This is a genomic window from Longibaculum muris (assembly GCF_004343035.1).
Lineage (GTDB): Bacteria > Bacillota_I > Bacilli_A > Erysipelotrichales > Coprobacillaceae > Longibaculum > Longibaculum muris.
Genome location: NZ_SMCQ01000004.1, coordinates 61,121 through 78,569 on the forward strand (window position 1 = coordinate 61,121; position 17,449 = coordinate 78,569).

The 17,449-nt window shown below is 44.3% G+C and carries 23 protein-coding genes; all 23 read right to left on the bottom strand.

Annotation, left to right across the window (positions count from 1 at the left end; all coding sequences use genetic code 11):
* Positions 1–82 precede the first annotated feature (82 nt).
* The 23 genes from EDD60_RS04710 to EDD60_RS04820 all read right to left on the bottom strand — a co-directional run bounded on the left by EDD60_RS04710 (position 83) and on the right by EDD60_RS04820 (position 17,436).
* Positions 83–457, bottom strand: a complete 375-nt coding sequence (locus EDD60_RS04710) for a hypothetical protein (protein ID WP_132226259.1) — start codon at positions 455–457, stop codon at positions 83–85.
* A gap of 13 nt (positions 458–470) precedes the next feature.
* The gene (locus tag EDD60_RS04715) at positions 471–1,046 is read right to left on the bottom strand and encodes a major tail protein (RefSeq protein ID WP_132226260.1); all 576 of its coding nucleotides are present in this window, start codon (positions 1,044–1,046) and stop codon (positions 471–473) included.
* A 5-nt stretch (positions 1,047–1,051) separates the two neighbouring features.
* The gene (locus EDD60_RS04720; protein WP_132226261.1) at positions 1,052–1,369 is read right to left on the bottom strand and encodes a hypothetical protein; all 318 of its coding nucleotides are present in this window, start codon (positions 1,367–1,369) and stop codon (positions 1,052–1,054) included.
* A complete protein-coding gene (locus tag EDD60_RS04725) occupies positions 1,369–1,749 on the bottom strand; it encodes an HK97 gp10 family phage protein (RefSeq protein WP_073126634.1) in 381 nt (126 codons plus the stop codon). Before EDD60_RS04725 ends, EDD60_RS04720 begins: the two co-directional genes overlap by 1 nt.
* A gap of 2 nt (positions 1,750–1,751) precedes the next feature.
* Positions 1,752–2,084, bottom strand: a complete 333-nt coding sequence (locus EDD60_RS04730; protein WP_132226262.1) for a phage head closure protein — start codon at positions 2,082–2,084, stop codon at positions 1,752–1,754.
* Positions 2,084–2,356 carry a head-tail connector protein gene (locus tag EDD60_RS04735; RefSeq protein WP_132226263.1) on the bottom strand — a complete coding sequence of 91 codons (273 nt, stop codon included), beginning with the start codon at positions 2,354–2,356 and terminating at the stop codon, positions 2,084–2,086. The genes EDD60_RS04730 and EDD60_RS04735 overlap by 1 nt, the downstream gene beginning before the upstream one ends.
* Positions 2,357–2,487: 131 nt before the next feature.
* The gene (locus EDD60_RS04740; RefSeq protein ID WP_132226264.1) at positions 2,488–3,678 is read right to left on the bottom strand and encodes a phage major capsid protein; all 1,191 of its coding nucleotides are present in this window, start codon (positions 3,676–3,678) and stop codon (positions 2,488–2,490) included.
* Positions 3,679–3,692: 14 nt separating this feature from the next.
* Complete coding sequence (locus EDD60_RS04745; protein ID WP_132226265.1) at positions 3,693–4,520, bottom strand: head maturation protease, ClpP-related; 828 nt, start codon at positions 4,518–4,520, stop codon at positions 3,693–3,695.
* Positions 4,438–5,781 carry a phage portal protein gene (locus EDD60_RS04750; protein WP_132226266.1) on the bottom strand — a complete coding sequence of 448 codons (1,344 nt, stop codon included), beginning with the start codon at positions 5,779–5,781 and terminating at the stop codon, positions 4,438–4,440. Before EDD60_RS04750 ends, EDD60_RS04745 begins: the two co-directional genes overlap by 83 nt.
* A gap of 23 nt (positions 5,782–5,804) precedes the next feature.
* Positions 5,805–7,406, bottom strand: a complete 1,602-nt coding sequence (locus tag EDD60_RS04755; RefSeq protein ID WP_207905294.1) for a terminase large subunit — start codon at positions 7,404–7,406, stop codon at positions 5,805–5,807.
* Positions 7,407–7,470: 64 nt separating this feature from the next.
* The gene (locus EDD60_RS04760) at positions 7,471–7,671 is read right to left on the bottom strand and encodes a hypothetical protein (RefSeq protein WP_132226267.1); all 201 of its coding nucleotides are present in this window, start codon (positions 7,669–7,671) and stop codon (positions 7,471–7,473) included.
* Complete coding sequence (locus EDD60_RS04765; protein WP_132226268.1) at positions 7,661–8,131, bottom strand: gamma-glutamylcyclotransferase family protein; 471 nt, start codon at positions 8,129–8,131, stop codon at positions 7,661–7,663. Before EDD60_RS04765 ends, EDD60_RS04760 begins: the two co-directional genes overlap by 11 nt.
* Positions 8,132–8,219: 88 nt before the next feature.
* The gene (locus EDD60_RS04770) at positions 8,220–9,164 is read right to left on the bottom strand and encodes an amidoligase family protein (RefSeq protein WP_132226269.1); all 945 of its coding nucleotides are present in this window, start codon (positions 9,162–9,164) and stop codon (positions 8,220–8,222) included.
* Between the two features lie 132 nt (positions 9,165–9,296).
* Entirely contained in the window at positions 9,297–9,524 is a 228-nt protein-coding gene (locus EDD60_RS04775) for a DUF4314 domain-containing protein (RefSeq protein WP_132226270.1), read from the bottom strand.
* Entirely contained in the window at positions 9,524–10,234 is a 711-nt protein-coding gene (locus EDD60_RS04780; RefSeq protein WP_132226271.1) for a virulence protein, read from the bottom strand. The genes EDD60_RS04775 and EDD60_RS04780 overlap by 1 nt, the downstream gene beginning before the upstream one ends.
* A gap of 88 nt (positions 10,235–10,322) precedes the next feature.
* Positions 10,323–12,170: a DNA cytosine methyltransferase gene (locus EDD60_RS04785; RefSeq protein ID WP_132226272.1), complete on the bottom strand. Its 1,848-nt coding sequence runs from the start codon at positions 12,168–12,170 to the stop codon at positions 10,323–10,325.
* Complete coding sequence (locus EDD60_RS04790; RefSeq protein ID WP_132226273.1) at positions 12,154–13,431, bottom strand: site-specific DNA-methyltransferase; 1,278 nt, start codon at positions 13,429–13,431, stop codon at positions 12,154–12,156. Before EDD60_RS04790 ends, EDD60_RS04785 begins: the two co-directional genes overlap by 17 nt.
* A gap of 9 nt (positions 13,432–13,440) precedes the next feature.
* Positions 13,441–14,223 carry an S-adenosylmethionine synthetase N-terminal domain-containing protein gene (locus EDD60_RS04795; RefSeq protein ID WP_132226274.1) on the bottom strand — a complete coding sequence of 261 codons (783 nt, stop codon included), beginning with the start codon at positions 14,221–14,223 and terminating at the stop codon, positions 13,441–13,443.
* A gap of 1 nt (position 14,224) precedes the next feature.
* Positions 14,225–14,776, bottom strand: a complete 552-nt coding sequence (locus EDD60_RS04800) for a terminase (RefSeq protein WP_132226275.1) — start codon at positions 14,774–14,776, stop codon at positions 14,225–14,227.
* A 110-nt stretch (positions 14,777–14,886) separates the two neighbouring features.
* On the bottom strand, positions 14,887–15,282 hold the full coding sequence (locus EDD60_RS04805; protein ID WP_396627787.1) for an HNH endonuclease: 396 nt from the start codon (positions 15,280–15,282) through the stop codon (positions 14,887–14,889).
* A gap of 118 nt (positions 15,283–15,400) precedes the next feature.
* Complete coding sequence (locus EDD60_RS04810) at positions 15,401–15,823, bottom strand: hypothetical protein (RefSeq protein ID WP_132226277.1); 423 nt, start codon at positions 15,821–15,823, stop codon at positions 15,401–15,403.
* Positions 15,813–17,174, bottom strand: a complete 1,362-nt coding sequence (locus tag EDD60_RS04815; RefSeq protein WP_132226278.1) for a DEAD/DEAH box helicase — start codon at positions 17,172–17,174, stop codon at positions 15,813–15,815. Before EDD60_RS04815 ends, EDD60_RS04810 begins: the two co-directional genes overlap by 11 nt.
* Complete coding sequence (locus EDD60_RS04820; protein ID WP_132226279.1) at positions 17,155–17,436, bottom strand: VRR-NUC domain-containing protein; 282 nt, start codon at positions 17,434–17,436, stop codon at positions 17,155–17,157. The genes EDD60_RS04815 and EDD60_RS04820 overlap by 20 nt, the downstream gene beginning before the upstream one ends.
* Positions 17,437–17,449: the final 13 nt, after the last annotated feature.

Sequence of the window (17,449 nt, forward strand, 5' to 3'; positions counted from 1 at the left end):
ATCACCATACCAATGGTAAGATAATCAAGGTCTTTGATGGAAATTCCTATCTCAAGGCAACGAAGGAGGAACAGCGGGGTTGTCATCTCCCTGCTACTGCGTTTAAGTTTTTTTTAGACTCGATATCAGTAATAAGGTTCGTACCCCAAAGTGCAAGGATTTCAGGCAATACCTCATAGATGGAAAACATCTCGAACTGGTCAAGCCAGTCATCAATATTTGCCGGAATCGTATGGTCTGCATGGTAGGCCATGATGTAGGCTACGTTCTCGAAGATTTCAAGATCATCGATTGCGAACTCCTCACCATCTTCCTTGCTGCCCTTATACGAACTCTCAAGTTTCGCTAAATCCTTGAAAATATCTCTCTTGAATTTGGCACGATAAAGACGAGGCACCGTTGCAGAAGAACGGAATGCCACTTCTTTACCACCGACATTAATAACCTTTTTAAGCATATGCTACTCCTCCTTAACCTACAGTATCCTTGGCAACAGGAATGTACACGTTCTTATACCAGTTGTTGTATGTTGCCTCATCAGTTGCATCCCCGGTTCTTGACTTCACAAGACCATCTTCTCTAGGATCAGCTGTAAGAGATAACTTCTCTGTACCAGGCTCTATTGCATCTTCCTTTGTTTCAGACTCAATAGAAGGACGAGATGCACTGCAGTTATAAAGGACGTGACGGATGCATCTCACATCACCATCAAATTCAAATAACAGTGCGAACTTCTCCATCTCTGTGACAGTAGCACTCTCAACAAGAACACCATTCTTATCAAGTGCCTCTTTCAAGATTTCAGTTCTGAACCATTCAGGAATAAGAGCAATCTCAAGGTCACCGCTGTAACCGTTGTTTGCTGTAGAACGGAAGTACACGATACCGTCTGCATAGAACGGACTGGAATCACCCTCGGCATCCAAACTGATACTTACTGCACCAGGGATTGCCTTTGGAGTTTCATAGGTATACTCGCCATCTGCAGTTTTTGTAAGCTTTGCAGCATGAACATTTTTAAGGTTGTATTTTACTTTATTACCCATAGCTTTTATGCCTCCATTTCAAATGAATATAGGACTTCATACATCTTTTCGCTTTCAATCCATGTTTCCAATCGGTCATAAAAAATGCCGTGACTGTCAAGCACGGATTCAACTTTCTGTTCTACCGACAAGTCCTTCAAATCGGTATACAGTTCTATATGGACTTCGTTTACCTTCAGATACACTCTTCCGTCAGCTGCGAAGTTATCACTGCCGGGCAAGAGATAACAGATAAACGGTGGATCTGGACTTTCTCCCTCTGCAAAATGGTCATATGCAAACGGAATATCCATTTCCTTAATGATTTGTAACAGTTCTTCCATCACATACCTCCAAGTGCTCTTGCGATTTCTGTTTCCAATGTTTCAATCGCATTCTCTTCTGCCTGGGCAATGTGGGGTCTTGCAGCCACTCTTCCGCCACCACGTTTTGCGTGACCGTGTTCAAGAAGGTGGGCAAGCTGATATCGGTTCTTGGAATGCACCGTCAGTTCAAGTGAATTTGAAGTTTCCTTCGTTTTCTTGACCGACCAGCTCTTCGCATAGGCACCCGTATCCTTTGGAGCAGATGCAGCGATATCTTTCCTTACTGTATTTCCTGCCTTCCTTACAGACTTCTTCAAGTCATCTGTGGCCAGATCAGCATACTCCTTGAGGCCGTTCATGATTTCATCTGCAAGGTTATCAATCTTTACATTTGCCATCACTATCTCCTCACTTTCTCACATTTCAGTTTCAGGCATTTCTTCTTGTAGTTCATGTGGTCAACAGACACGATATTATATAAAGAGCCTTCAAAAAGAACTCTGTGCTTTGTAATATCCAGGTCTGCGAGTGCCCTGCAGTATCTGACCGTAAATGAAATATCGGAATCATCAACGATAAGACCTGCCACACTCTTTTCAGAACCACCCTCGCCACTTACGGTTGCAAAGCAGGTGTGATAGTCAGTCCAGGTATTCTTATGATTGCCGATGGCATCTACAACAGTTTCATTCTTCTGTACCGTAATCTTCACATTCAAAAGTGCAATATCCATCAGAACACACTCCTTCTTACACCTTCAAGCAGGGAGCGAAGGGAAATGGTCAGCTGATGATGATCTGCATCTTCTCTGTGTTCATACAGATAGGCAACTGCGTACATGACAGCAATCTTGGATGATGGAATCGCACCCAGTTCATCCACGGATAACCTTGCTATATCTGCACAGAGATTCTGCCCGGTTGTGATGAAACTTTCGATAAGCGTATCATCGTCATCAAAGTCCACTCGAAGGTAACCCTTCATCTCATCAAGATTTACAATCATATCTATCACCACCTAATAATCAGTGACACGTTATGACTGGCATTCCCTATATCTATATATAGGCTTTATTTTTTTATCCCTATAGAAAAGGATAGTAAATAGCCGTCATAGGGTGTCACACTTAATTATTCTTAACCCTTAGTAGTTGCAGTTTCTTCCTTAAGCTTTAAGATCTGTACTGCTTCAGGAAGGATAAGCTTACCATCGACTCTTTCCTTGGCTACATAACCAACCATGCCGTTACCAGCGAAAAGTTCACGAAGTTCTGCAAAAGAACGAGAACCACGGTCACCGATGTTGTAGTAGCTGTAATCACCGAATGCAATCGCATTTGTAGGTGCAAAAGCAGAAGTGTGAACAGCATAGCCAAGCACTCTGTCAGGTTCTCCCTCTTTGTAGGAAGGCTGCCAGATGTAGGCACCATTGTTGTCCTTAAGCTTTCTGATAGAAGCAAGTGTTGCATCATTCATGATGAAAGATGCGTTCTTACGATAAGGTCTCTTAAGACCATATACCAAATCGATAAGGTCATCGGACTTGATAGCTGCAGTAAGAGTAGCTGCAATCTGACCACCACCGTTTGCTGCAAAGATACCAGTAGGCTTTCCAGTTCCGTTACCGTTAAGGAACGCATCCTCTTCGGCATTTGCTAAAGCCTTACCGAACTGAGTGATGATGTAGTTTTCAAGACCGAAGGCATTGTCATAAAGCAACTCTTCAGTAACCTTGATTGCTACATGAAGCTTGTAGGCATCAAGATAGATCTGGTCGAATGTTGCATCACCGAAAGATAATGCTCCACCTTCCTCAATCCATGCAGCTGCAGGCTTGGTAGCTGCGATGTTAATCTTATGCTGACCTGCAGTAGTAATCTTTGTAGCAAGACTACGCATGATGTTCTCACCATCAAGCACATCGATAAGTCTGCGGTCATACTCTTCCGGCACAAGGTAACCACCATCGGCATCCACACCTTCCTGTAACACATTGCTTACATTACGGAAATTAGAACGCATTGCAGAAAGCATCGCATCCTTATAAGCATCGGAAGCACGACCCTTCTTCACTTCCTTGGCATCACCCATAAAAGGCTTACCAGTAATCGGAGAATTAACAGGCTTTGCAAGTTCCGCCTCTCTGCGTTCTGCTCTCTGCTGACGGTCGATGGCAGCAGTCAAATCCTCGATTTCCTTCTCCATCTTGTTGTAGGTTGCTGTATCCTCATCGGAAAGCACACCGTTCTTGTCTTCGTGAGTCTCCACAAAGTTCTTTGCAGTTTCCCACACCTTTGCTCTCTTTTCGATTAAATCCTTAATAGTCATAATAGAATTCCTCCTTAAATGAATTTCTTGATAAAGTCCAGACGCTCCTTGATTTCTTTTGCAGGAGTGCCTTTGTTTGCAGGTGCAGAAATCTCTGCCTGCTTTGTTACGGTTTCTTTAGGCTGGACATAGTGTTTTTCCAGCTTGTTCATAAGAGCGTTGTTTACTGCCTTGCGTGAAAAAAGCATCGAATCGGAAGGTTTCTTTTCCTTCTCTTCGGTGCTTTCTTCATCTTCGTCCTCTTCTTCGGGATCAGTATTCGGTTTTGTTTCTGCTCTTGTAATGATGTCATCAGCAAAGCCAAGTTCAACGGCCTTGTTGGCATCCATCCAGGTCTCGGCATCCATCAAGTGACTAAGCTTTGATCTGGAAAGACCAGTCTTAATCACATAGGCATTGATGATGGACTCTTTCACTTCTGCAAGCATATCGATAGCCTTCTGCATTTCTGCATGGTCACCGAATGCTACAGTTGCAGGGTTATGAATCATCATCATGGAAACAGGGGACATAAGCACTGTGTTTCCTGCCATCGCAATGACCGATGCTGCTGATGCTGCAATACCATCAATCTTCACTGTGACATTTCCTTTGTACTGTGTGAGCATATTGTAGATCTGAGCCGCAGCCACACAGTCACCGCCCGGAGAATTAATCCATACGGTAATATCTCCACTTCCGGCATTTAGCTCATCCTTGAAAAGCTGTGGTGTGACATCATCATCAAACCAGCTTTCTTCGGCAATGGTGCCGTGTAACTCAAGGACTCGTTCTGCGACTTCTTCGTTTGCCTGGTTTAGAGTCTTGTGGCTCTTCCAGTTCCAGAACTTCTTGTTCTTCATCTGCTTTCTCCTCTCCGTCTGATGTATCCGGGCTTGCAGCAAAAATACCTGCATCTTCAAGCTTGGTCATGTTGCCGTTGATAAGATAAAGGTCACCACCGAGTTCTGCAGGAATTCTGTCGAGATTCTCAAGTTCCCTTATGTCATTGGCAGACATCCAGCCATTCTGTCTTGCAGTGGCATAACCGTTCATACGGCTCTGATAGTCACCACGAAGAAGTCCGTCCACATTAAACTTGATAAAATAAGATTGTTTTTCTTCTGCTGTTAACAGAGATCGAGCCATATTCTGCTCCCACCTTGAAACCCAGGGGTCAAGAGTATATTTCACAAATTCAAGTGACTGCTGCTCAATATTAGAAAAGCTCGACTTCTCAAGGTCACCTACCATGTGCGGAGGCACTCTGAAAATTCGAGCAATCTCATCTATCTGAAATTTTCTTGTTTCTAAAAACTGTGCTTCATTCGGAGAAATGGAAATTGGTGTGTACTTCATTCCTTCTTCCAAAACAGCCACCTTATGCGAATTTGCACTACCACCAAAAGTCTGCGACCATGAGTCCCTTACTTTTGATGGGTCTTTTAATGTTCCAGGGTGTTCAAGCACACCACTCGGTGCAGCACCATTGGCATAAAACTTGCTTCCATACTCCTCGGCTGCAATTGCAAGACCGATAGCATTCTTGGCCATTGCAATAGGCGAGTAACCTACAAGACCGTCAAAGCCAAGTCCCGGAATATGCATCACTTCATCAGGTGCAAGCTTAACAGAAGAGCCTTTATTGGTTGGGACATCATCTGAATTTACCTGGTACTCATAATAAAGACGTCCGTGTTCATCTCTGTCCACCTTCATCCTATCCGGCATGAGTGGATACAGTGCGATTATCTCTCCCTTGCCATTCCTGATAATCTGTGCGTAAGCATTGCCCCACAAAAGAAGATGCGTCATTAGAGTTTCCCTGAAAACAAAACTTGTCATTTCAGGATTCGGCTCGTCATGGAGCAGTATATAAAGTGGATGCTCTGTAGCTTTTACCTTACTTCCGTTCTCATCATATTTATAAAAATGTAATGGCAGGCTTGCCACTGCTTCTGACAAGATACGGACACAACTGTAAACGGCAGTCATCTGCATGGCAGAGCGTTCATTTACTCTTTTTCCACTCGTGCTATTGCCCATAAAAAAGCTATAGGCACTGCCACTTGTTCTGTTTGTGGGAGCATCTCTTGTCCTAAACAAGCCTTTTAGAATTCCCATGCCAATCACCTTACCTTTCTAAATTAAAAGACCAATAAGCCTCGTGTATCGTAGACCGATTCAGTCACTTCATTACCACATCGGATTGCTCTATCAAGTGCCATGATTGTTGCAATGGCACCGTCAATCTTCTCCGTTGATTTTTCCTTATCTGCCTTGATGTTTCCTGCGGGGTCAGTACGGATAAAGATGTTATCCATATTCCATCTTAAAACCGGATGACCACCGTGTGCGATTCTTTGCTCAAGCACAAGTTTCATCAGTTCCTTGGTCGGTGGACTCATATCCTTAAATCCCTGTCCGAAAGGCACTACGGTAAATCCCATGCCTTCCAGGTTCTGCACCATCTGTATTGCTCCCCATCGGTCAAAAGCAATCTCTCTTATGTTGAACCTCTCACCAAGACTTTCTATGAAACTCTCGATGTATCCATAATGAACAACATTTCCTTCGGTTGTCTGCAGATAGCCTTTTCGCTCCCACAGATCATAGGGAACATGATCTCTTCTCACTCGAAGTTCAAGGGTATCTTCCGGCACCCAGAAGTAAGGAAGGACTGCAAATTTGTCATCCTCATCAAGTGGTGGAAACACAAGTACAAATGCCGTGATATCAGTTGTACTGGATAAGTCCAGACCTCCGTAACATACACGGCCTTCCAGGTCGTCTTCATTAACGGCAAAGTTGCAGGCATCCCACTTTTCCATTGGCATCCATCGTACCGACTGTTTTACCCACTGATTAAGTCTTAGCTGTCTGAAGGAGTTTTCTTCTCCGGGATTCTGTTTTGCAGAGTCACAGGCAGCTTTAACTTTTTCAATGGCAACTGTGATGCCAAGTGATGGATTTGCTTTCTTCCATACTTTAGGGTCTGTCCAGTCTTCCGATTCATCTGCACCGTAGATAACGGAATAAAAGGTAGGGTCAACTTTTCTGCCTGCCTCAATATCTAAAGCCTTCTGGTGTATCTCATAGCAGATGGAGTTCGTATCATTCCCGGCTGTTGTAATAAGAAAATACAACGGCTGCATACGGGCATCACCCGAACCCTGGGTCATTACATCATAGAGTTTTCGATTTGGCTGGGTGTGCAGCTCATCAAAGATTACTCCGTGTGTATTAAAGCCATGCTTGTTTGCAACATCCGCCGACAGAACCTGGTAGGAACTGTTGGTCGGCTTATAGATGATCTTCTTCTGCGATTCCAATATCTTCACTCTTTTCATAAGAGCCGGGCAGAACCTTATCATGTCAACGGCAACATCAAATACGATTTTTGCCTGGTTTCTGTCTGCTGCACATCCGTACACTTCTGCTCTTTCTTCTCCATCACCACATAAAAGAAGAAGTGCAACGGCAGCTGCAAGTTCCGATTTTCCCTGTTTCTTGGGAATTTCAATATAGGCTGTATTGAACTGTCTGTATCCGTTTGGTTTCAGCACACCGAACAGATCCCTTATAATCTGTTCCTGCCAGTCTATCAGTTCAAATTTCTTTCCTGCCCACGTTCCTTTGGTATGGCATAGTTCCTCAATAAAGCTGACGGCATAATCCGCCATCTGCTCATCGTAATGAGAAGACTTCGCCATAAGCTTCGTGGGTTTATACTTTTTCAGTTTTCTCATTCGCCATCACCTCCACGAAAAAAGGACCCCTGGTGGAGTCCCGAAAAGTATTCTTTTTCAGTTGTTACTGTCCCATGCAGCTATGAATGGTGTTCAGGATTTCTTCCTGCTCATCCTTGTCCACACCGATGCTTTCAAGAGCCTCTCTTGTTCCACAGTCGGGGCAGATATAGGTTTCGTTATCCACTCTTGAAAGAGCCGGACTTCCGTGATATTCCTTGCCACATTTAGGGCAGATTGCAATTCTTCTTACTTCAGTCTTCATGTGTATCCCTCCTGCTAATTCTGATTGCATCAAACAGGTACTTCTCATCAAATCCAAAGGCTCGGTATCCGTCAAGGCAGGTGTTCACATAGTACCAGCTTGGAATTCCAAGTTCTCTTTCTTCATGCATGATGTAGACAAAAGCATCTCGTCTTCGCACCTTTCCCGTTCTGATGCCTTTGATATCCAGGGTCATTTCCTTTTTGTAATAGAAGTTTGGATATCCTTCGTAACGGTCAAGTGCTTTCTCATCGGTCTCGGTAACTTCCCATATTACAACAGGAACTTCAGCACCTTCCATCGGTTCAATGGTAAGGTAAGAACCTGTCTTGCTGCCTTTGAATAAAAGCTGATAGTCTTCAATGACCGATGTTCCAATAATCCTTGCACCCGGACATCGCATTCTCATCTGTGGGATGTTCAGGTTGCTGCCATAGGCAATGTAGTATCGTTTACTCATGTGGTTTCCATCCTTTCTGAAGGGGACACCCTTCTACCACCTTAAGACCACCGAAGTGGTCGACTCTTTTTATTAAGGTGTTACAAGGCTATCTCCTTGCAGTTCTGAATGCTGTATCTCCTGCAAGTCTTCTTGTAAGAAGGTCTCTTGCTGTCTTGAATTCGTCTCCGATGAACCCAAGTCTTAAGAGCCATGTTCTCATTGCGTATTTTGGATTTTCGTTCTGCTGTGGCTTTGGACTTGCTGTTCTTACTTCCTTTGCCATCTGGCTGAGTGCCAAGCAAAGCTGAATGTAGCTTTTAAGCTGTCCGGCATGAAGTCCGTTCTGCTTTCCATCGGCAGGTGCGTCAAACTGGAAAAGTCTGAACTCGATGGTTCCCTTTGTGAAGGTTGCGTGGTAGTTGAGCATATGGTATCGGCTGTCATTGTAGTGTTGGCTGCGTCCGTAGTTGCAACCCTGTGTGCCATACCAGATGTCTGCAAGCTTGCTCATGGTCTTTGGTTTCTTCTTATTGAGCTGCTCTAAAAATCTTGGGTCAACCGTTCTGCAGTATCTGTTCATTCTGCCTCGGTCAAGGTCAAGTGCCTCGGCTATCAAACTTTCGTGGCTTGCCATGATGTTTGCAAGGTTTCTCATGGTTTGTGGTGTGTGGTCATTTGCTCCGATGTGGATGTGAACTCCGCATCCCCTTGTTGCATCGCTCTTGGCTCCTGCCTTGCGAAGCTTTCTGATCAGTTCCTGCAAGGTTTCCATGTCCTCGTATTTAAGGATTGGGGTTACCATTTCGCATTTGTGTGCATCGTCTCCGGCAATGCTTACGTCCTTTTGAAATTTCCATTCTCTGCCTTGTCCATCCCATGCTGACCAGGTCATGTAGCCGTTCCTTGATGCTGTATTCTCGTAGCGTCCTGTTCCGAAGTATTCGGCTGCAAGCTTTGCTGCTCGCTCTCTTGTGATGCTGTTCATCTCGACCTCAACTCCGATGGTCTGCTTTTTCATTTCTTCAATCTGATGTGTGATTTTTTCGTTCATTCTATGTACCTCCGTTTGGTGTGTTTTCCCTTTTGGTAGTACTATATATCACTCTAAAAGCACACTATATCAAGTTAATTAGCACCATATACTACACAATCTTTTGGCAGAAAAACTGTGTATTTCTGACCTTTATTCTTCAGTGATCTTACGGCATTTATCCTCACCGTAGACCACATTAAGACTGCTGCCGTTGTCCCATGCAACCATAATGCTTGCAGTATCATCAACACCTCTGACCGTACCCTTCGTACCAATCGGTGGTGCCTGGAAATCATCCATTCTTACAAGTTCAACTCTTGTGCCAGCCGGATATTCCTTTTTCACTCTTTCAACGATATCTCTGCTTGGAAAGGACATTATTCTTCGCCTCCCTTCGCACCGTTCTTGAAAGCTGCAGAGCCTTCAAGGTTCTTAAGAAGAAGTTTTCTGTCTGCCTTGTATTCCGCTCCGATGAATCCGAGTCTTAAAAGGAAACATCTGAATGCGTATTTCTCGTTGTCGACTTCCTTCTCCTTAGCCTGGATTCTTTTCTGATTCACACTCATCTCGCAAAGTGCTGCAATGAATCGTGTGTAGGTCTGAATGCTATCTGCATCCAGGTCTTCTGAAAACCAAGGGAAGGAAACCTTGTCTTCCTCTATCTCGATGCCAAGGTCTGTAATGCCAAGAGCCTTCTTGATGAGTCCGGCTTTGGAATCAATAAGTGCCGTAAGGTTTCCCACCTTCACTTTCTCAATTGGGATTGATACCGTAAGTCCTGTGGTTTCGCCCGTTGTTGCCCCCTTATTCGGCTCACAGTCGGCTTCTTTTGCCCCCATTTGATTGTTATCCCATTCTTCTGGGGAAGTGCCTGTGGCCATTACGCAGGCATCAATGATCTTTGCTGTTTCTTCCATACTCTCTCCATCTGCAAACTCAAGTTCTCCGTTTCTTCCTACCGTGTAGTTTCCAACCTCGTATGAGCAGCTTGGAACTCCAAGGTATCTGGCTTTAACACCGAGTTCCTTTTCGATTGCCTTTACCATTGCTTTTCGGCTTTCGCCCTTTACATTAAAATGCAGTACCATGTTATGTACCTCCTTCGTTTTTGGTAGTACCATATATCACTCTAAAAGGCACATATATCAAGTTGTTTGTGTGTAGAATAAGCAGATATTATTCGGTCGGAAACTGTGAGTAGTACACAATGCCTGAAAGCACGAATACCACATTAGGAAGTGCCACACCGTTGCCCCACATCTTATATTCAGCAGAATCAGAATGGGGATTGATGAGCCATTTCCTTATCTGTGCATCGGTCTTCGGCTTTGTTTCCTTACCGAGAGCCTTTGCATGGGTATCAAAGATTTCTCTCCACTCTGCAATATCTGCATCGGTAGGTTCAGGAATACCAAGGTCATCACACCACCAGTCGGGAAATCCCTGCAGTCTTGCACATTCGGTTGGTGTAAGCCTTCTTACGATATAGTCAGCTTCAAGTACTCCATTCTGAAATCCCGGATTTGTACCATTCACAAGGCATCCACTCTTTTCTTCCGTAAAGGTAATGCATTCTGCTTTCATCTGTGGATAGAATCCATAGCTTGGACTGTCATTTACGATTGGCGGGTCCTTGTAGTCGGTTGCTACAAGTGTGTTTGCAAGTTCCTCTTCAGCTGACGTAAAGAACGATGCCTTTGAAGAACTGAACACAGGATGAGCCACTCCACTTGCTCCTGCTGCAACAAGTGTAGGTTCGACTTCCTCTTCCACCTGGAAAGAAAACTGTGCGTTGTAACCCTGGTTCATTGCAGGTCTTCCGATTCCATACGCAACTCCATGCTGTTCTGTCGCATTAAGCGTGTACATCACATCGGATTCCTTATAGCCATCACCCTTATGAGAAGGTCTAGTTCCGTTTCCTTCGATAACAGCCATACCGCCCTGATTGCATGATGGATTGCCACCATTCCCATCAAGGCATCTGCTGGTAGTTGCCTCATAGAATCCACTGTTAGGATTTGATGACTTCATCGCATTACTGTCCTTGGCACAGATGCCATAGACCTTTGGTACGAACAAAGTCTGATCATTGCTGCATCCAAGGGTCGCTGACTTGTCTTCCTGAATCAAGGCACCCTTGCCACCACCTTCGCAGCCACTTCTGATTTTGAGAGTCTTTGGTGTCTGCACCACAAAAGGCTGATTATTGCCACCCGTTCCAAATGTGGAAAGAACGGTCTGTGCCACTTCAAGCGGACCCGTATATCTTGAGTCCTGTCCGTGGTTTTCAAACATTAAGCTGTTGCTGCCTGTTTCTCCAATGCTCTCTGCAGAACCGTTGGCAGTTTCTTGCCACGAACGGAAGCCCTGCGGAGAATACCCAGACAAGCCTTCTGACTCAAATAGTATTTTTCCGGCACTCCAGCCTGCAAAATCTGCGACAAGGTAGATACGTTTTCTTCTCTGGGGTACTCCCCAAAATTGAGCATCAAGCTGTCTCCATGCGACTGAGTAACCGTCTCCCAGGATTTTTCCTGCACTCTGCCATTTTGAAGGTTTAGGCACTGACACACATTCATCTTTGATTTTGCAGACCTCTTCGAGGACGGCTCGGAAGTCTTCTCCCTTATTGCTTGAGAAGGCTCCTGGGACATTTTCCCAGACGATAAATCTTGGATATCTGCCATCTGTCTTACACCTCATTTCTTTTATGATTCTTACCGCCTCATAAAACAGACTGGAACGAGAGCCACCAAGTCCGTCCCTCTTTCCGGCAACAGACATATCCTGGCATGGACTTCCAAATGTAATGATGTCAACGGGAGGAATCTCCCCACCATTCATCTTGGAAATGTCACCGTAGTGTTTCATCTGCGGTAGTCTTTTCGTTGTTACACGAATAGGAAAAGGCTCGATTTCCGATGCCCACAAAGGGGTAACACCAGAAAGCAAGCCTCCTAAAGGAAACCCGGCAGAACCATCAAAAAGGCTGCCAAGGGTCAAATTATTCTGTTTCTCCATCCGTACCCTCCACTTCTTTTACCAGTGCAGAGTATGGGATTTTCTCACCATCTCTGATTACAAATACACCTTCTGCATCACCGGTATCCTCAACATATCTGCGAAGGATGACGGATGCGTATTTCTCATCAAGTTCCATCGTATGACATACACGGTTCGTCTGCTCACAGGTCATGAGTGTTGAACCACTGCCACCGAATGTATCAATGACGATTGCGTTTTCCTGACTTGAATTTCCAATCGGATAGGCAAGCAGGTCAAGTGGCTTTGAAGTCGGATGGTTCTTATTCTTCTTCGGCTTATCGAAGTTCCAGATGGTAGTCTGACTTCTGCCTGCATTCTTGCTCCAGTAGTGCTTTCCATTCTGTAAAAAGCCGTAAAGGACTGGTTCATGCTGCCACTGATAATCCGAACGGCCAAGCACAAGGGAGTTCTTTACCCAGATGCAACAGCCGGATAAGTGAAAACCTGCATCCATGAAAGCCTTTCTGAAATTAAGACCTTCTGTATCTGCATGAAATACATAAGCCGAGCCACCCTTTTCAAGATGCTCGGCCATGTTCTTAAATGCTAAAAGCAGGAATTCATAGAATTTATCATTTGCCATCTTATCATTTTTGATGGATAAGCCATCGGAACTTTCAAATGCCACATTGTAAGGTGGGTCAGTAATGATAAGGTTGGCTTTCTTACCATCCATAAGTGCAGCTACATCTTCCGAAGAAGTCGCATCACCACACATCAGTCTGTGTCTTCCGACTGTCCAGATATCACCACGCTTTACAAAGGCTGCTTTCTCAAGTGCAGCTGACAAATCGTAGTCATCATCCTTGACCCCGGAAGTATCATCCGAACCAAAGAGATCTGCAATCTCGCTTTCGTCAAATCCCGTAAGTCCGATATCGAAGTCCTCACCCTGGAGAGCCTCAATCTCAATACGAAGTAACTCTTCGTCCCATCCTGCATCCATTGCCATACGGTTGTCTGCCAGGATATATGCTTTCTTCTGTGCCTCTGTAAGGTAGTCCACAAATACACAAGGCACTTCAAGTATTCCTTCTTCCTTTGCAGCAAGGATTCTTCCGTGACCTGCGATAACATTAAACTCTCGGTCAATAATAACAGGATTGATGAAACCGAACTCACGAAGGGAAGAACGAAGTTTCATAACCTGCTCGGCAGAATGGGTTCTTGCATTATTCACATAAGGAATAAGTTTTGATACAGCTACAAGCTGCATTTCTGTAGTTGTCTTTCCCATAATGCCTCCTTAATAAAGTCCCCACTCGGCAAACTTCTCAAAGCCACCGATGGAACGAATAAACTCTCTTGCTTCTTCCACAATTTCCTTATATGGAATACCATCAACAGCATCATCACCAATGGCACATACAAGTTCTACTGGCTTGCCAGTTCTCTGTGCCTTAAGGAATGCGTGGATATTTACAGAAACATCTGCCTTGGATAAGTCCTTGCCATGAAGACCACCGCCTGTTACGGAGTCTGCCATATCAGAACCAAGCTTACGATTAGTTGCCCCAGTATCTACATCCGTGCCACCAGTCCAGTCACCCAGGGGATTGATTTCTGCTGCAGGGCAGATTTCCTTTAAGTGTACTTTTTTCGCATTGCTCTGGCAGATGATGAGTCTTGCCTGATCAAGAATGTACTTTCCATCAAACGGATACACCCTATAGATGTCTCTTGCTATCTGGGATAATGCTTTCTGCTCTTCAGTAAGTGGCATTCCCTTGAAGATACCATTGTCACCACAATGGATGCTTTCTTCCTGGTTCTTTGCAAGGTGTGTATCCTGGGGAACTATCACAATATTTGCTCTGACATCTCCGGCAATTCTATGAATGGCTGCAGCGATGTCAAACTTATCAAGTTCAGCTGATGTTTCAATAATTACATGAGCCTGCCCATGACCGATAAGCACCTCAACGGCAACCTTCGGATTTTCTTCTTTTGCATAAGCCAAATCAACAATGGCACCTGCTATTCTGTCAGCCACCTTATCAGGATGGCATGGATTTACTTTTTCAATCATATTATTTTCCTTCCCTTGCTCTTAGGAGTCTTTCCATCAAATCATTCTGTGGAGCAGCATCATCATAATCTGTGCTGCAGTTCTCCTTCACAATCTGAAATATTTCGTTCCAGAGCCTTACTGCCTGGTTCATATAGTTGATGCCAATGTTAATGAACGGAGATGGGATTGGTTTCTGTGTTGTTGGATGCTTTGAAAGAAATCCCAGCTTGTTGGTCATTTCTTCGCACTGAATCCATCTTGCAGAACACATCGCATATCTTTCCAACAGCTGTGGGGATACCTTCGATGAGCATCCGATCTTGTTAAGCCAGTTCCATGTTTCCGTATATATTTCGTGAGCCTGCAGTTCACTTCCGTCTCTCTGTTCTGCAGACAGGAAGTCGTGTGGCTTTGGCATCTCCACACCTTCCACTTCAGGAATATCTAGGACTTCTAATTTTCTGCCACCCGGATTTCCGTTCTTTGCTTTCTCGGATACAGCCGTTTTCTTGCGACCTGCACCAGGTCTTGCACCACCACGGCCACCGATGTTATTCGATTTTGTAGGCACGTCTGTACACCCTCCTTTAATTACCCTTTTGATTTCGCATTTTTCACACGCAAGACCCCACGCCGTTCCCCGGGATCTTGATGCGTTTGGGATTTGAACCGCCCCTGGGGTCACTTATCGTAGCTGTACACACGATGTTTTTTACTTCCTTGATAGTCACCACGCTCGGCATGAATCTTTGCATGACATGACTTACATAAAGCAATGAGGTTAGACCTCTCATGTGTTCCACCTTCTGACAGTGGCAGCTTGTGATGAACCTCATCAACAGGCACAAGGATTCCTTTCTCAAAACACACTTCACAGAAAGGATGCTGTGATACATACTTGTCACGGATACGTTTCCATGCTCTTCCGTACCTACGGCGTACAGCTGGATCTCTGCCATACTTCTCGTAGGAACGAGCCGCCTGTTTCTCGTGTTCCTTGCAGTACCTTCCATCAGTAAGGTTTGGACAGCCGGGGTAACCACACGGTTTCTTCGGTAGTTTCGGCAACTTCTCCACCTCCTTATGGGCATAAGAAAAGCCCTGCAGGTTTCCCCACAAGGCTGTAACTCATTCTATTTTGCTATTATAAGTATAGCACATCCCTTATGCGACTTATAGATGAACTCGGAGTGAACTAGGGTGAACTGGGGTGAACTCTTTCAAAGTTTTCTATTGCTCTGTTATGAATTCGCTGTGTCCACCTTAATGTGTAATGCACCTTTGTTGCTATCTGGTTCATTGGCATAAACATCAGGTATCTGTAACGAAGGATAAGCTGTTCATACGGGTCTTCCAGTTTATCGATTTCTGCATCGATTTCCTTCTTCATATCTTCAAGCTGTTCATAGTCAGCTTTTATCTCCTCTTCCAGATCACTGATTTTGCCAAGATATCTTACAAAGGGAGGTTCAAGATTTCTTGTTCCTGAAAACTTCTCTTCAAAGCTTGGGGAAGAAACACTTGTTGATAATTCCTTATAGCATTCCAGCTTGATAAGCTTATCGTTAATCTTGTTATTTAGAATGAACGGTCTGTTCAGATAATCTTTAGCCGTCATAAGCACCACCTCCGATTCTCGCCTTAACCGCATCGATAAGATCTGTCTGTGTTTTCTCTTTGAGCCTTAATGCATTCATCACATCTTCATCAATGGTATCCTTTGAAATAATGTGATGTATGACAACCGTGGATTTCTGCCCCTGTCTCCATAACCTTGCATTGGTCTGCTGATAGAGTTCCAATGACCAGGTAAGACCGAACCATATAAGGGTCGAACCACCACTTTGCAAATTCAAGCCGTGTCCGGCACTCGCAGGGTGGATTACAGCAATCGGTATCTCGCCATTATTCCAATCCCTGATATCCTTTGAAGTCTTGATTTCACGGATCTTGAATCTTTCCTTGATTCGCTCCAGATCGTGGTTATACCAGTAAGCTACAAGTACAGGCTTGCCATTTGCACCTTCAATCAAGTCCTCAAGTGCATCAAGCTTACGGTCATGAATATGAAAGACCTCTTTTTCTTCGTTATAGATAGCACCATTGGCCATCTGCAGAAGTTTGCCTGAAAGAGCAGCTGCATTTGCAGCATCAATCTCTTCATCTTCTAAAGACACAACCATTTCCTGCCTTAATTCGTCATATACAGACCATTCCTTTTCTGAAAGCTTTACTTCCACTTCGTTCATAATGCATTCAGGCATTTTAAGGAAATCTGCTGACTTCATAGAAATCGTTATATCCGATATCAGTCTGTAGATAGCATCTTCCGCACCTGGTCTTGGTTTGTAGGAAAATATCATCTGTTGATTTCGTTTATCCGGCACAAAGAAATTCATACGATAATGTGTGATGTATCTTCCGAGCCTTTCTCCCATGTCAAGGATTCTGAACTCTGCCCATAAATCCATAAGTCCATTACTGCTTGGAGTTCCTGTAAGACCCACGATTCTTTTTACCTTTGGTCTTACTTTAAGAAGGCTCTTGAATCGTTTAGCCGATGCAGACTTGAATGACGATAATTCATCAATGACAACCATATCAAAATCGAATGGAAAGCCACTTTTGTTGATAAGCCAGTCCACATTTTCTCTATTGATCAGGTAGATTCCTGCACTTTTTCTTAGTGCCTCTTTTCGCTCCGACTCTGTACCTATGACCACCGAATAGGTCAGTCTCTTTAAGTGATCCCACTTTTCTATTTCAGCAGGCCATGTATCTCTTGCTACTCGAAGAGGTGCGATAACCAGAACCTTTCCAACTTCAAATCTGTTATAGAGAAGTTCAAATATTGCCGTTAAGGTAATCACACTCTTTCCGAGTCCCATTTCTAAAAGGACTGCTGCCACGGGACGTTCCAATACAAAGTTTGTTGCATAAGTCTGATAATCATGAGGATTGTATTTCATCAATGACACCCCCAATCACATCAGTGTTATCAACCACATAGCAGGGAAACCCTAAAGCTGATAACTGTTTCATTCTTCTTTTCTGTAAGGCTCTTGGTTTCTTGCCAGGAGCCTTGAGTTCTATAAAAGCCATTCTCCCTTTTGGAAGAAGAACCAGTCTATCCGGCACTCCGTCAAATCCGGGAGATGTAAATTTAATGCAGAAACCACCTGCAAGCTTTACAGCCTTTACAAGCTTCTGCTCTACTTCTTTTTCACGCATTCGTGCCACCTCC